This window comes from Leucobacter exalbidus (assembly GCF_017834145.1).
Taxonomy (GTDB): domain Bacteria; phylum Actinomycetota; class Actinomycetes; order Actinomycetales; family Microbacteriaceae; genus Leucobacter; species Leucobacter exalbidus.
In genome coordinates this window covers 3078210-3091265 of record NZ_JAFIDA010000001.1, presented here as the reverse complement: position 1 = coordinate 3091265, position 13056 = coordinate 3078210, and the positions used below count along the sequence as shown (strand labels likewise).

Annotated in this window: 11 protein-coding genes; all 11 read right to left on the bottom strand. The window is 63.8% G+C overall.

Features of this window, described 5'->3' with window-relative positions:
* Positions 1-65 precede the first annotated feature (65 nt).
* The 11 genes from JOF28_RS13945 to JOF28_RS13895 all read right to left on the bottom strand — a co-directional run bounded on the left by JOF28_RS13945 (position 66) and on the right by JOF28_RS13895 (position 13050).
* Entirely contained in the window at positions 66-1205 is a 1140-nt protein-coding gene (locus JOF28_RS13945) for a regulatory protein RecX (protein WP_209706466.1), read from the bottom strand.
* Between the two features lie 4 nt (positions 1206-1209).
* Entirely contained in the window at positions 1210-2433 is a 1224-nt protein-coding gene (gene recA, locus JOF28_RS13940; protein WP_245189986.1) for a recombinase RecA, read from the bottom strand.
* A gap of 253 nt (positions 2434-2686) precedes the next feature.
* Positions 2687-2908: a DUF3046 domain-containing protein gene (locus JOF28_RS13935; RefSeq protein WP_209706464.1), complete on the bottom strand. Its 222-nt coding sequence runs from the start codon at positions 2906-2908 to the stop codon at positions 2687-2689.
* Positions 2909-2925: 17 nt separating this feature from the next.
* Positions 2926-3246 carry a helix-turn-helix domain-containing protein gene (locus JOF28_RS13930; RefSeq protein WP_209706462.1) on the bottom strand — a complete coding sequence of 107 codons (321 nt, stop codon included), beginning with the start codon at positions 3244-3246 and terminating at the stop codon, positions 2926-2928.
* A gap of 175 nt (positions 3247-3421) precedes the next feature.
* On the bottom strand, positions 3422-3940 hold the full coding sequence (locus JOF28_RS13925; RefSeq protein WP_209706460.1) for a CinA family protein: 519 nt from the start codon (positions 3938-3940) through the stop codon (positions 3422-3424).
* On the bottom strand, positions 3937-4527 hold the full coding sequence (pgsA, locus tag JOF28_RS13920; RefSeq protein ID WP_209706458.1) for a CDP-diacylglycerol--glycerol-3-phosphate 3-phosphatidyltransferase: 591 nt from the start codon (positions 4525-4527) through the stop codon (positions 3937-3939). The genes JOF28_RS13925 and pgsA overlap by 4 nt, the downstream gene beginning before the upstream one ends.
* A gap of 53 nt (positions 4528-4580) precedes the next feature.
* The gene (locus tag JOF28_RS13915) at positions 4581-7475 is read right to left on the bottom strand and encodes an FtsK/SpoIIIE family DNA translocase (RefSeq protein WP_209706456.1); all 2895 of its coding nucleotides are present in this window, start codon (positions 7473-7475) and stop codon (positions 4581-4583) included.
* A 126-nt stretch (positions 7476-7601) separates the two neighbouring features.
* Positions 7602-8624, bottom strand: a complete 1023-nt coding sequence (locus JOF28_RS14855) for a lipid II:glycine glycyltransferase FemX (RefSeq protein WP_209706454.1) — start codon at positions 8622-8624, stop codon at positions 7602-7604.
* The gene (gene murJ / locus JOF28_RS13905) at positions 8621-10237 is read right to left on the bottom strand and encodes a murein biosynthesis integral membrane protein MurJ (protein WP_209706452.1); all 1617 of its coding nucleotides are present in this window, start codon (positions 10235-10237) and stop codon (positions 8621-8623) included. Before murJ ends, JOF28_RS14855 begins: the two co-directional genes overlap by 4 nt.
* Complete coding sequence (locus JOF28_RS13900; RefSeq protein ID WP_209706449.1) at positions 10237-11325, bottom strand: lipid II:glycine glycyltransferase FemX; 1089 nt, start codon at positions 11323-11325, stop codon at positions 10237-10239. Before JOF28_RS13900 ends, murJ begins: the two co-directional genes overlap by 1 nt.
* Positions 11326-11373: 48 nt before the next feature.
* A complete protein-coding gene (locus JOF28_RS13895; protein ID WP_209706447.1) occupies positions 11374-13050 on the bottom strand; it encodes a ribonuclease J in 1677 nt (558 codons plus the stop codon).
* Between the last annotated feature and the right edge of the window lie 6 nt (positions 13051-13056).

Genomic DNA, 13056 nt, shown 5'->3' with positions numbered 1-13056 from the left:
CGGCGACCCCACTGGGTACTGACCCCGGCTATGGCCAGCCTCAGTACCCAGCACCAACTACGGCCTTATTCAAAGCGAACGGAGCCCGAACCGCGGCCGCCCCGGTTACGCCCACCGGCGCCGGCACCGTCTAGCGCTTCGTTCACCGCACGGCTGACGGCCTCGCCCGACCAGCCGCGCCGCGCCAAGAATCCCATCAGGCGCCGCTGGGCCGTCTGACGGTCAAGACCCTTCAGCTTCTCGGCACGCTTGTGAGCGGCCTCGCGCAGAAGAGCAAATTCTTCGTCAGTGTCGAGCTCACCGAGGACTTCATCGATCACACTGTCGGGAAGTTTACGTTCGCGCAGCTTGCGCCGAATCTGCCCGCTACTGGCACCCTTTGCGTCACGCAGCTTTTCACACTGCACGCGCGCCAGTCCGATGTCATCGAGGTAGTGACTGTCATGAAACTCATCGATCACGATCGAGACGTCAAGCAACGAGTGATCGAGCGCAAGGAGATCGTCACGCAGCTCACCGCTTGAACGCGCACGACGCGCAAGCAGGCGCACCGCATCGTCGTAGGCGGGGCTACGCTCTTCAAAGCCCTGGCTTGCATCATCATCAGAGGAAACGGGTGCATCAGCATCAGCATCAGCATCAGCCAAATCTGAGGCAAATCTTACGCCCGAGCCGAAGTTGACCCGCGTCACCCGGGCGTGAGTCGTAGTCGCCGATGCCTGCGCCGAGGCAGGTGTTTCTGGAGCTAGCTCCGATTCTGCTTCTGCTTCTGCCTCTGCCCCTGCCCCTGCCTCTGCAGCCAGTTCAGACCCAGTAGAACCTGCTGCTTCAACACCAACGGCCGCATCGTCTGCTCCAGCTGCGTCGAGGTCAGTCTCCACTGCTGTAGCGGGAAATTCGGCGTAGGCCTGCTCCGCTTCATACACCGCTTCTGAGGGGTCGCCATATGAAGAGTCGCCTACAGAGGAGTCGTCAGCCGAGGAGTTCTCGCTTGAGGCGCTCGCGTCAGAGAAGCCCCGGCCTGAGAAGTCCCCGCCTGGGAGGGCTGCCGCTGAAGCGTCTTCTTCAGCAGCAGTCTCCCGTTCGGGCTCTTGCGTCACCGGCCGCAGCCACGAACGCATTTGAACTACCTCGGCAAGATTCTCATTCTCGTCACGGGCAGCTGGTGCGCGTTCCTCGGGCGGCGGCAAAAAACGAACCGCCATGGCCTTATGCGCTTGCGCGCTGAGGCTCAGCCACGGGAGCCGTCGCCGCTGCACCAGCAGCAGGCGCGGCCGCACCTGTAGCAGGCGTCGCAACCTTCGGCTCAGCAACCTTGGGAGTCGCGGTCTTCGGCGTCGCGGCCTTCGCTGTGCCAGCCTTCGCACCAGCTGCCTTTGCCGAGCCGGCCTTCGCACCGGTCGCCGCCGTTGCAGCGGCTGCAGTCTCTTCTGAACGGCCGTTCACGCCGAGCTTCGTGAGGATCTTTTCCTCAATCTCAGCCGCAACCTCGGGGTTGTTAATGAGGAAGCGTCGCGCGTTCTCCATACCCTGGCCGAGCTGGTCACCCTCATAGGTGAACCAAGCACCGCTCTTCTTGATGAAGTTGTGCTCAACGCCGTAGTCAATCAGCGAGCCCTCGCGCGAGATGCCGATGCCGTACAGAATGTCGAACTCTGCGATCTTGAAGGGCGGCGCCATCTTGTTCTTCACGACCTTGACTCGGGTGCGGTTACCCACGGCGTCAGTGCCGTCCTTCAACGTCTGAATGCGGCGAATGTCGAGGCGCACCGAAGCGTAGAACTTCAATGCCTTACCACCCGAGGTGGTCTCGGGGCTACCGAAGAAGACACCGATCTTCTCGCGCAGCTGGTTAATGAAGATGCACGTGGTGTTGGTCGAGTTGAGGCTACCGGTGATCTTGCGCAGTGCCTGCGACATCAGTCGTGCCTGCAGACCCACGTGGCTGTCACCCATGTCGCCGTCGATTTCAGCCTTCGGTACGAGTGCGGCCACCGAGTCAACGACCACCAGGTCGACCGAGCCCGAGCGAATCAGCATGTCGGCGATTTCAAGCGCCTGCTCACCGGTATCGGGCTGTGCGACCAGCAGTGCATCGATATCGACGCCCAGCTTTTGGGCGTAATCGGGATCGAGCGCGTGCTCGGCATCGATGAAGGCAGCGATACCGCCGGCCTTCTGTGCGTTGGCGATGGCGTGCAGAGTCAGCGTCGTCTTACCTGATGACTCCGGGCCGTAGATCTCTACGACGCGGCCTCGGGGAAGCCCGCCAATCCCCAGCGCGACGTCCAATGCGACCGAGCCAGTGGGAATCACTTCAACGGGCGGCCGATCGGCACTTCCCATGCGCATGATTGCGCCCTTGCCGAAGTTCTTATCGATCTGGGCGAGAGCGGCCTCTAGTGCCTTGTCGCGATCTTTGGGAGATGCCATGATGTGTCCTCACTCGTGAGCGGCTGTGCCGCGCTGGTTGCTGCCTACCGACTGTCGTGACCGGGATCCGGCCGACAAGGCATAGGGTGTCGATACTTCACACGTTAGAACCAACCACCGACATTCGTCACCCGAATGTCGAAGATGTGGACAACGCGCCAGTTCAACGCCCTGAGGACGAAGCTACCACCAATCGAATACATATTCGAAAAGAAGTTCGGCGTGTCACGAGCACGCCGCTCCTGGCGTGCGTTTAGCGACGCACGTCGCGCAGGCCCCGGCCGTGCCGATGCGACATCGGCACGTCGAGCTCGTCGCACAGCGCCGCCCACACGGCACGGGGTTCCACCCCGGTATCGAGGCACTCCTGCGCCGTGCCGCCGAGATCTCGCAGCCAGTGATCCCGCAGCAGCACGGCCGCATAATCTTCACCGAACTCGGCGGCGCAGGCGCGATGAAACTCGCTAATCCTCACGCGCTACGAGCACCAGTTCACGAAACGAGTGCGGGTGCGTAACCCGAGACAAATTCAGCGGGCACCGTATCGGGCACACCACTGGAAATGGGAAGCGAAAGACCCTCAATGACTGCGAGTCGCTCGCTCACCTCACCCATAATCACAGACAGCGGTGTCTGCAGGGCTTCGGCCACGGCGGCAAGAATTTCGCTCGAGGCTTCCTTCTGCCCGCGTTCAACCTCGCTGAGGTATCCCAGCGCAACGCTTGCCTCGCCAGCTACCTGTCGCAGGGTGCGCCCCTTTTGCAACCGGAAGTCACGAAGTACATCGCCAATCTCCTGACGCATCAGCACCATGTGAGACCTCCCTTACTTGCACAACCGAAAGTTGTACTTCAACCATACCTGTTCACGTTGAGCTAACCCAACGCTGCAACATATTTGCTGCATCACTGAAGTTAACCCAGAGACTACCTGCTCTATTCCTGAAACTTCCCTGAACTTGAGTCAAGTCCACTCAGGTTTCACTACATTACGATGCGGTTCCCACCTGATGCCCAGTAATCGCGCCCAATTCGACCTCGAGTTCGCGCACCGCGGCCACCACGGCCTGCGCCCGAATCTCGGCCCGATCCCCCGCGCACGCGACCTGCACGGCTCGCTCCCCCGCCGGCGAACTGACACCGATCCATACGGTGCCAGGCTGCTGACCGCTGTGCTGATCCGGATCAGGGCCAGCCACCCCGGTCGTTGAGATCCCCAGCGCCGCCGGCTCCCCGCCAACCGCGCATGCGCGCCGCACACCGCGGGCCATTTGGCGCGCGACCTCGCCGTCAACCGGGCCCACACGCTCCAGCAATTCAGCGTCGACGCCCAGCAGGGAGCGTTTGAGCTCGGTGTCATAGGCGACGATGCCACCGCTGAAGGCCCGCGAGGCCCCAGGCACACTCACCAGTGCGCTGGCGAGCAGCCCGCCCGTGAGGGATTCGGCGACCGCGATTCTGATGTTGAGCGCGCCCGCCTGCGCGATGACCGCGCGCGCTGGGGTCATGCCTTGCGGCCTTTGGCCCGCAGATAGCCCACAATGTAGTCAATGCCGCTCAAGATCGTGAGCGCGACGGCAATCGTCATCGTGATGACGTTTGCCCAGTACGCAATCGGGGCAGCGTCTCCCAGCACCGAGCCAATCGGGGCGAGCGCCAGGGTGATGGCGACCGACTGCGCGACGGTCTTCAGCTTGCCCATCCAGGCTGCTGCCACCACAACGTCGTGCACGATCATTAGGCGGTGGATGGTGACCCCTACCTCGCGCACGAGCACGATGATGGTGATCCACCACGGCAGCTCGCCGATGATCGAGAGCCCCACCAGGGCCGCCCCCGTGAGGAACTTATCGGCGATCGGGTCGAGCAGTTTGCCCAGGTCAGTGATCAGCCCCTTGGAGCGGGCCAGGTAGCCGTCCCACGCGTCTGTGGCGATGGCGAGCACGAAGAAGGCCGCCGCCCACCACCTGAGCGCGTCGTTCTGCCCACCGTCAGCCAGCAGCAGCCACAGGAAGAACGGCGTCGCTACGATTCGAGCGCCAGTAATGATGTTGGGCGCGTTCCAATTGCTTGGCCGCGTTGCGCTCTCGTTCACTCGTGTCTCTTTTCGGTTGATACCCGGGTGCGGGCCAAAACTATCGATGACGCTTAATCGCGCCCGGTCAGTTGCCAAGCATCTTCGTTACCGTCGTCTTCGCCCTCAACCTCGGCGAGGCTCGACTGGTAAGCCGCGACCGGATCGTCGTAACGGGGGTCTGGCGCGTTTGAGTGTTCGGCGCTGGGCGCGGGGGCAGCCTGGGCTGCAGGTTCAGGTGCGGCCGGCGCAAAAGATACCCCGGCGGCGGGGGCCGCAGGCATCCCCTTAATGCGGGCGAGCACCTCGGGGAGCTGCTCGGGCGTCACGAGCACGTCGCGCGCCTTTGACCCCTCTGACGGGCCCACGATTTCGCGCGACTCCATCAGGTCCATCAGTCGACCGGCCTTCGCGAAGCCGACGCGCAGCTTGCGCTGCAGCATCGACGTCGAACCAAACTGCGAGCTCACGACCAGGTCGACCGCCGCGATCAACACCTCAAGGTCGTCGCCGATGTCGGCGTCGATGTTCTTCTTCTCGGCGACCTGTGCCACGTCTGCCCGGTACTCGGGCTGGGCCTGAGCCTTCACGTGCTTCACCACGGCGGCGATCTCAGATTCGCCCACCCAGGCGCCCTGCACGCGCACCGGCGAGGACTCACCGTTCAGCAGCATCAGGCCATCACCCTGACCGATGAGGCGCTCGGCGCCCACTTCGTCAAGGATCACGCGTGAGTCGGTGCCCGATGCCACGGCGAATGCATAGCGGCTGGGCACGTTTGACTTGATCACGCCGGTAACGACGTTGACCGAGGGGCGCTGCGTGGCCAGCACGAGGTGAATACCCGCGGCGCGTGCCAGCTGGGTGATGCGCTGAATCGAGTCTTCGACGTCGCGCGGGGCGACGATCATGAGGTCGGCGAGCTCGTCAACCACCACGAGCAGGTAGGGGTACGGCTTCAGCTTGCGTTCGCTGCCCTCGGGCAACACGATGCTGCCCGAGCGCACGGCGTCGTTAAAGTCATCGATGTGCCTGAAGCCGAAGCTTGCGAGGTCGTCGTACCGCATGTCCATCTCTTTCACGACCCACTGCAGCGCTTCGGCTGCTTTCTTGGCGTTCGTGATGATGGGGGTGATCAGGTGCGGCACACCCTGGTAGACGGTAAGCTCCACGCGCTTGGGGTCAACCAATACCATGCGCACTTGCTCGGGGGTAGCCCGCATCAGGATGCTCGTGATCATCGAGTTAATAAAGCTCGATTTACCCGAGCCAGTGGCGCCGGCCACGAGCAGGTGGGGCATCTTGGCGAGGTTCGCAACGACGAACCCGCCCTTCACATCTTTGCCCACACCAATGGTCATGGGGTGGGTGCTGCGCTGGGCCCGGTGCGAGCGCAGCACATCGCCGAGCGCGACGTTCTCGCGATCCTTATTGGGGATCTCGATACCGATGGCGCTCTTGCCAGGAATCGGCGACAGGATGCGCACCTCGTTCGAGGCGACCGCATACGACAGGTTCTTCGAGAGGGCCGTGACCTTCTCAACCTTGACGCCGGGGCCGAGCTCGACCTCGTACTGCGTCACCGTCGGGCCGCGCGAGAAGCCAGAGACCCGGGCGTCAACCTTAAACTCTTCGAACACGCGCGCCAGCGACGCCATAATCGCGTCGTTGGCGTCGGTGTGCTTCTTGGGCGTCGGCCCCTCAGAGAGCGTCATCTGATCGGGCAGATGGTACTCGTGCGCTGCGGCGGGGTCATGCGCGGGGGCGACCGCAAACTGGGTGGTGACGGCCGGGGGCTCAACAATGGCGGGGGCCGCCACCGCTGGCTCCGAGAAGTCGTCCCATGAATCATCACCCAGGCCTGAAGCCGGGGTTACCCCGCTGATGCCCGCTGCCGCGACGGCGGCCTCAGCGTGGTCGAGCGAGTCGAACAGATCGGCCGGGAAGACATCGGTTGCAGCCGTTGCCCCGTAATCGAGCACGCTCGTGCGCACGTCATCAGCCGCGGCGGGAGCGTCATCGAAGGCACTGTCAAAGGCGCCCTCGGCTGCCTCTTCAGGGGTGCTTGCGAGCGCTGAATCCAATGCGTTGGGGTCGACGGCATAATCGGGTGCTTCTTCGCGGCCCGATGAGTTGCGGCGCCACCACGGCAGCGCGCCCGGCTCGGCTTCTTCTTTTTCGAGGTCGAACAGCGGCGTCTGGTTCTCGCGCGCCCGCTTCTCGCGCTTCTCACGCTTCGTTTCAGCAGGGGCGGGTTCTTCTTCGGGTTCGATGACGCCAAAGAGAAACGCGTACGCCTCTTTCATGCGCCGACCGATGCGGCTCGGGGGCGTCTTGGTGACAATCAACAGCGACATCAGCAGCAGCAGTGACAGCACCGGCACGGCCACCCAAATGGTGAGCGCATACAGCGGTGTGCCGACCATCCAGCCGAGCAGTCCCCCGGCCTGAGCCAGGGCGGGCATGCCCTGCTGCGGCTCGGGGGTGCCGCCGTAAATATGAGTCAGGCCTGCGACGCTCATAATCGCGAGAAACAGCCCAATGCCGATGCGCCGGTTGTCGTTAATACTCGAGGGGTGGTTGAACAGCCACATCGCGAACCCGATCATAATGATCGGAAATCCGAACGCTACACGCCCAAAGAGCCCGCCGAACGACCAGGCGTCGAGCTGCACGGCCACGGTCTGCCCGATGAAGAACCACTCGACCACCGCTCCCACGATCGCGAGCAGCACGAGCACGAGGGGAAACCCGTCGCGCCGATCTTCGGGGGCGATCGGAGCGGTGCGGAAGGCACGAGCTGCCCCGCCGACCCCGTGGGCAAGCCCCTGCCATGCACGCACGAACCCATTCTCAGTGGAGGGCTGTGCGAGGACCTTCGTCCTCGCGGATCCACGGGACGACGCCGCGCGAGAGCCTCGCGCGTCAGTCTTGCCCGTTTTATCGCGCGACGGAGTTTTGCTGGCCATAATTCGAGGGTACGTTCGACTACCGACATTCGCTAGCTGACGCTCCGAGAACGGCAGAAACCCGGGCGAGGCAGCCCCCAAACACAGGGATTTGCCGCCCGCCCGGGCTTCGAAGGGGTGCGCGTGTTACTTCTTGCGCAGCGCGCGCACAACCTTTTTGGCGAGCGGCAGACCCTCGGTCCACACGAGGTAGCCCGGGCCCGGGCGGTCCCACGAACCTGCGAGCAGGTTCTCGTGTGAGGCCCAGCCCTTCTTAAAGGTGGTGACGCCGTCATTGATCAGGCCGCCGAAGTCGTAGCGGGTGATGCCCTGCTGCTTCATCTCGCGAATCACGTGCCACTTCAGGGCGTAGTTGGCGCGCAACCGCTGCCCCACGTCGTTCATGCCGCCGTAGAGCTCGAACGCGGTGCGCTCGCTCTTCGCCATAAACAAGAACGCCACAACCTTGCCCTCGACGTACGCCGCCCATACCGGGCTATCGTCGCCGAGCATCGTGAACGCATCGCGGTAGTACGAGTCCTCGTGCAGGCCGAAATCGGCGCGCTCGCTGGTCGCGTGGTACACGTCGAGGCATTCTTCGAGCTGCGCCAGCGTCTCAACGGGGCGAATCTCAAGCGATTCTTCGCGCCCTGATTTGCGCACGTACTGACGGTGCTTCTTCGACATATCGCCGATCAGCTCGTCCTCGCTCTTGCGCAGATCGAGGATCAGGGTGCGGGCGGGCAGCACGGGGGTCTTGGCCTCGCGCCACGCGGCGCTCACACCGAACGCGCCCTCATCTTCATCGGGTTCGATCGAGACGGCCACGGCGCGGCGCGAGCCGCGCACGTACCCGGCTACGGCGTCAGCGACCTCGGCGGGCGAGGGTGATGACGCTGGGCGATCCGGATCCCCGGCATCCCTGGCCACGACCGGGCCGCGGGGAGCGTACACGAAGCCACCCAGGGGCGCGGGGAGCTTGCGCGTGAGCAGCTGGCATGCGCCAACTTCGGTGCCGGCGTCGTCGGTCACGAGCACGCGTTCGGCGCTCCAACGGTGGGCAGATTTGAGATCGCCCCAGCCCCACAGCTGCAGCGGGTGGCCGCCGAGGCGCTTGACGGTCGCATCCCAGTGGGCGCGATCCGTGCAGGGAGTCACAGTGAGAGTCACGGTCGGTTCCTTCCAAGTTTGCGGGAAACAAACCCCGTAAGTTCAGCGAGTTCGGGTGAGCGCAGCAGGCGCAAGCACACCACATATACGACGGTCACAACGACCGCGATAATCGCAGCAAAAACAATGGCGAGCAGGGCGTCGGCGTTCGGTACGAGCACGCCAAGACCCCACGCGGCAACGAGGCCGAGCACGAGCGCCGGAATCCCCGCGAGCGCAAACCGCACGAGGCTCTGCAGCAGGCGTCGGCCGTCGATGGCGCCGATCTTACGCCGCAGCAACAAGGTCGCAATCACGGCCTGAATAATGGTCGCACCCGACCACACGAGCGCAAACAGCATGCCGATCTGCGCCTTGGGGGCCCAGATCAGCGGCACCGACAGCGCGATCACAATGGCCATCTGAATGGTCGTGAAAATGAACGGGGTGCGCGTGTCAGAGAGAGCGTAGAACGCCCGCTGCACCACGAACAGCACGCTGTAGGCCGCGAGGCTCACCGTGTACGCCTGCAGTGCGTGTGCGAACTGATCAACCTGCAGCTCGGTGGCACCAAAGTTGATGATGCGCGAGACGTAAGGGGCCGCGGCAAACAGTGCGACCGCGGCGAACACCATGACGAGCGCGATCTGGCGGGCCGACGCCGAGAAATCAACGACGAACTCGGTCATGCGCTTCGTTTGGCCCCACTCAGACAAACGCGTGAAGTAGGCGGTTGCGAGCGATACCGCGATCACCGAGTGCGGCATCATGAAGATCAGCCACACGGTTTGCATGGCGCTCACCGACGGGCCGTGGCCCGTGCCGATCGCCACGATGTTGTTCGTGATCAGGCCGCCGAGCTGCATCACCGTGATGGTGGCGAGGCTCCAGCCGGCAATGCGGGCAGTGTGGCCGAGGCCCATGCCCTTCCAGGTGAAGTCAGGCCGAAAGCGAATGCCCGCCTTGCGCCAGGCCCAAAACAGAATCAGCGCCTGGGCCACCACGCCCAGCGTGGCCGTGCCAGCGAGCACGCCAATCGAGAGCGCATTCCAGTCGAGCACCGAGCGGGTGCCCTCGGGATCAGCCCCAAACATCGCGATAAACACGATAATGCCGGCGATACCGATGACGTTGTTCAGCACGGGGGCCCAGGTGAAGGGCCCAAAGATACTCTTCGCGTTCAGCACCTCGCCGAGCACGGTGTAGAGCCCGTAGAACACGATCTGCGGCAGGCACCAGTACGCGAACGCGGTGGCGAGGGCGAGCTGCGGCCCCTCCCAGTCGAGCACCGTGAGCTTCACGATCCACGGCGCGGCAATCATTGCGATCACGGTGACGCCAAACAGAATCGACGAGATCAGCGTGAGGATCTTGTTGATGTACCCGGCCCCGCCATCGGCGTTCTGGGCGGCCTTCACGATCTGCGGCACGAGCACCGCGTTGAGCATGCCGCCCAACAAGATCATGTAGAGCGTGTTGGGCAGCAGGTTGCCGCTCGCGAACGCATCGGCCGAGCGCGAAGACACCGCGCCGATCGCGTACATGAGCAGCATCGCTTTCGCGAGCCCCAGGATGCGCGACACCATCGTGCCCGAGGCCATGAGGGCGCTCGCGCGCATAATTCCAGCGGCCATTAGTAGTACGGGTCCTTCCAGCGCGCGAGCGACAAACGTCGCATCACACGGTCGCCCAGCTTGGTCCACAGCGCGTAGGCACGGGGGTTGAGCGGCAGGTCGAATGCCCCGGGATAATCGGTGATCTCGGGTGAAAATGAGCGCTTGAACTGGCCCACGCCGTGCAGCGGGTGGGTTTTGTCGTCGGCGCGGTCAGCGGGCGGCGCACCGCACAGGTCGTGCACTGACGCACCGCGCTCATTGGCCCAGCACAGCACTTCCCACTGCAGGGCGTGCGAGGCGCCGTACCCTGATTTCGCGCGCACTGAGGCGCCGTCTTTGTAGGTCGTTTTAGCGCCGAGGCCCATGGCGAATGCGCCGGCAACGAGCTCACCGTCACGATGGGCGAGAAATACCTGACCGTCACCGCGCCGCTGAAACCGCTGCCAAAACTCGCGATAATACTGCTCACTGCGCAGCACAAAACGGCCCTCGGCGGTCTCCTCGAGCAGCGCGTAGAGCGCTGCACAATCGGCATCGGTGGCGTCAGCGCGCGTCACCACGATGCCATCGCGCTTGGCGCGATTGATCGAGTTGCGCGCCTTCTTACCGAGGCTCGCGAGCAGCTCGGCCTGAGCAGCCTCACTTCCCGGAGCAGCCTCGGTCGCCACCGAAACCAGCACAGTCGACGGGTTCGGAATCACGCGCACGGTGTCAATGAAACCGCGGCTCCGGATCGCGTCTGCGATACCGGGGTGCGCGGCAACCGCGAGCCTCGGCTCGATCTTCACGAGGAAGGCGCCGCGCTTGCGCGCGTGGCTGGCCACGGCAGACGTGACCGCGAGAACTGTCTCAAGGTCATCGCCGGCCGGGCCGGCAGGCAGGTGCCACCACTCGCCCAGCAGCGGCACGCGCTTCGCGAGCACGCCAACGGCGATCGGGCACTTTCCGGGTCGTTCGACGATCACACGGTGATCGATGTAGCGACCCTCGTCACGTTTGAGGGCGAGATAGCTCTCGCCCATCCAGACTTCGCCGCCACCGGGGTTGCTCGCAATGAGCTCATCCCACGATGCGACCTCAGCCGGGGTGGCGGAGCGGGCAAACATCTCGCCCACTCCGCTCCCCCCGGCTATACCGGGAATCCGGTTCACTCGTTACACCACCACCACGACAGGAACGATCATGGCCTTGCGACGCAGCTTCGTTCCAACCCACCGACCTACGGTGCGGCGTACGACCTGCTGCAGGCCGCGACGATCGGTGACGCCGTCCTTCATGGCATCCTCGAGCGCCTTAGCGATCTGCGGCTTGATCTTGTCGTAGACGCGAATGTCTTCGGCGACGCCCTTGGCGTGGATCTCGGGGCCCGAAACGATCTGGCCGAGCGTGGTCTCCACAACGGTCACAACCGAGATGAAGCCTTCTTCAGCCAGCGTGCGGCGGTCGCGCAGGTCGTCGTCGGTAACCCGGCCGACGCTCTTGCCGTCAACGTAGATGTAATCGATTTCGATCTGACCGACCGGGCGTGCAACGCCGTCGACGAGGTCGACCACGGTGCCGTTTTCGGCGATCACGGTGCGGTTCTGCGGCACACCGGTCTCAATGGCGAGCGCAGCGTTCGCGACGAGCATGCGGTGCTCACCGTGAATCGGCATCACGTTCTTGGGGCGCACGATGTTGTAGCAGTAGAGCAGCTCGCCGGCCGAAGCGTGGCCCGAGACGTGCACCTTGGCGTTGCCCTTGTGCACGACGTTAGCGCCGAGCTTGATCAGGCCATCGATGATGCGGTAGACGCTGGTCTCGTTACCGGGGATCAGGCTCGAGGCGAGGATCACGGTGTCGTCTTCGCCGACCTCGATCTGGTGCTCGCGGTTGACCATGCGGCTGAGCACAGCCATCGGCTCACCCTGTGAACCGGTCGACATGTACACGATGCGGTGATCGGGAATGTCGTTGCTCTTCTTGAGTTCAACCAGCACGCCCTCGGGCACCGTGAGGTAGCCGAGGTCTGCAGCGATCTTCATGTTGCGCACCATCGAACGGCCCAGCAGCACGACGCGGCGGCCGTTGGCGTGGGCGGCGTCGAGTACCTGCTGCACACGGTGAACGTGGCTCGAGAAGCTCGCGACGACGACCTTGCCCTTGGTGCGGCCGATGACCTGCTCAATGACGGGGCCGATGTTCTTCTCGGGTGAGGTGAACCCGGGTACGTCAGCGTTCGTCGAGTCGGTCATGAAGAGGTCTACGCCCTCTTCGCCGAGGCGTGCGAATGCGCGCAGGTCGGTGATGCGGCCGTCGAGCGGCAGCTGATCCATCTTGAAGTCACCGGTGCCAATGACCAGACCGGCCTCGGTGCGAATGGCGACAGCCAGCGCATCGGGGATCGAGTGGTTTACGGCGATGAACTCGAGGTCGAAGGGTCCATAGTTCACGCGGTCGCCCTCGGTGACCACGTGGGTCTTGGGGCGAATGCGGTGTTCCTTCAGCTTGGCCTCAACGAACGCAAGGGTCAGCTTTGAGCCGATGAGCGGAATGTCTTCACGCATCTTCAGCAGGTACGGCACGCCACCGATGTGGTCTTCGTGGCCGTGGGTCAATACAACCGCCACGATGTCACTGAGGCGCTTTTCGAGCTTCGAGATATCGGGGAGGATGAGGTCTACACCGGGCTGGTGCTCCTCGGGGAACAGAACGCCGCAGTCGACGATCAGCAGTTTCCCGTTGATTTCGTAGACCGTCATGTTGCGGCCTACCTCTCCGAGTCCACCCAGGGGTGTGACGCGGAGGGTGCCCTTCGCGAGAGCGGGAGGGGCGTAAGGGGGGTTGGGCACGGGGCC

What these genes read in the sequence shown, in the direction of transcription:
- JOF28_RS13945 (WP_209706466.1), bottom strand. Translation starts at nt 1,205, where the DNA reads ATGGCGGTTCGTTTTTTGCCGCCGCCCGAGGAACGCGCACCAGCTGCC.
- recA (WP_245189986.1), bottom strand. Translation starts at nt 2,433, where the DNA reads ATGGCATCTCCCAAAGATCGCGACAAGGCACTAGAGGCCGCTCTCGCC.
- JOF28_RS13930 (WP_209706462.1), bottom strand. Translation starts at nt 3,246, where the DNA reads ATGGTGCTGATGCGTCAGGAGATTGGCGATGTACTTCGTGACTTCCGG.
- JOF28_RS13925 (WP_209706460.1), bottom strand. Translation starts at nt 3,940, where the DNA reads ATGACCCCAGCGCGCGCGGTCATCGCGCAGGCGGGCGCGCTCAACATC.
- JOF28_RS13915 (WP_209706456.1), bottom strand. Translation starts at nt 7,475, where the DNA reads ATGGCCAGCAAAACTCCGTCGCGCGATAAAACGGGCAAGACTGACGCG.
- murJ (WP_209706452.1), bottom strand. Translation starts at nt 10,237, where the DNA reads ATGGCCGCTGGAATTATGCGCGCGAGCGCCCTCATGGCCTCGGGCACG.
- JOF28_RS13900 (WP_209706449.1), bottom strand. Translation starts at nt 11,325, where the DNA reads ATGTTTGCCCGCTCCGCCACCCCGGCTGAGGTCGCATCGTGGGATGAG.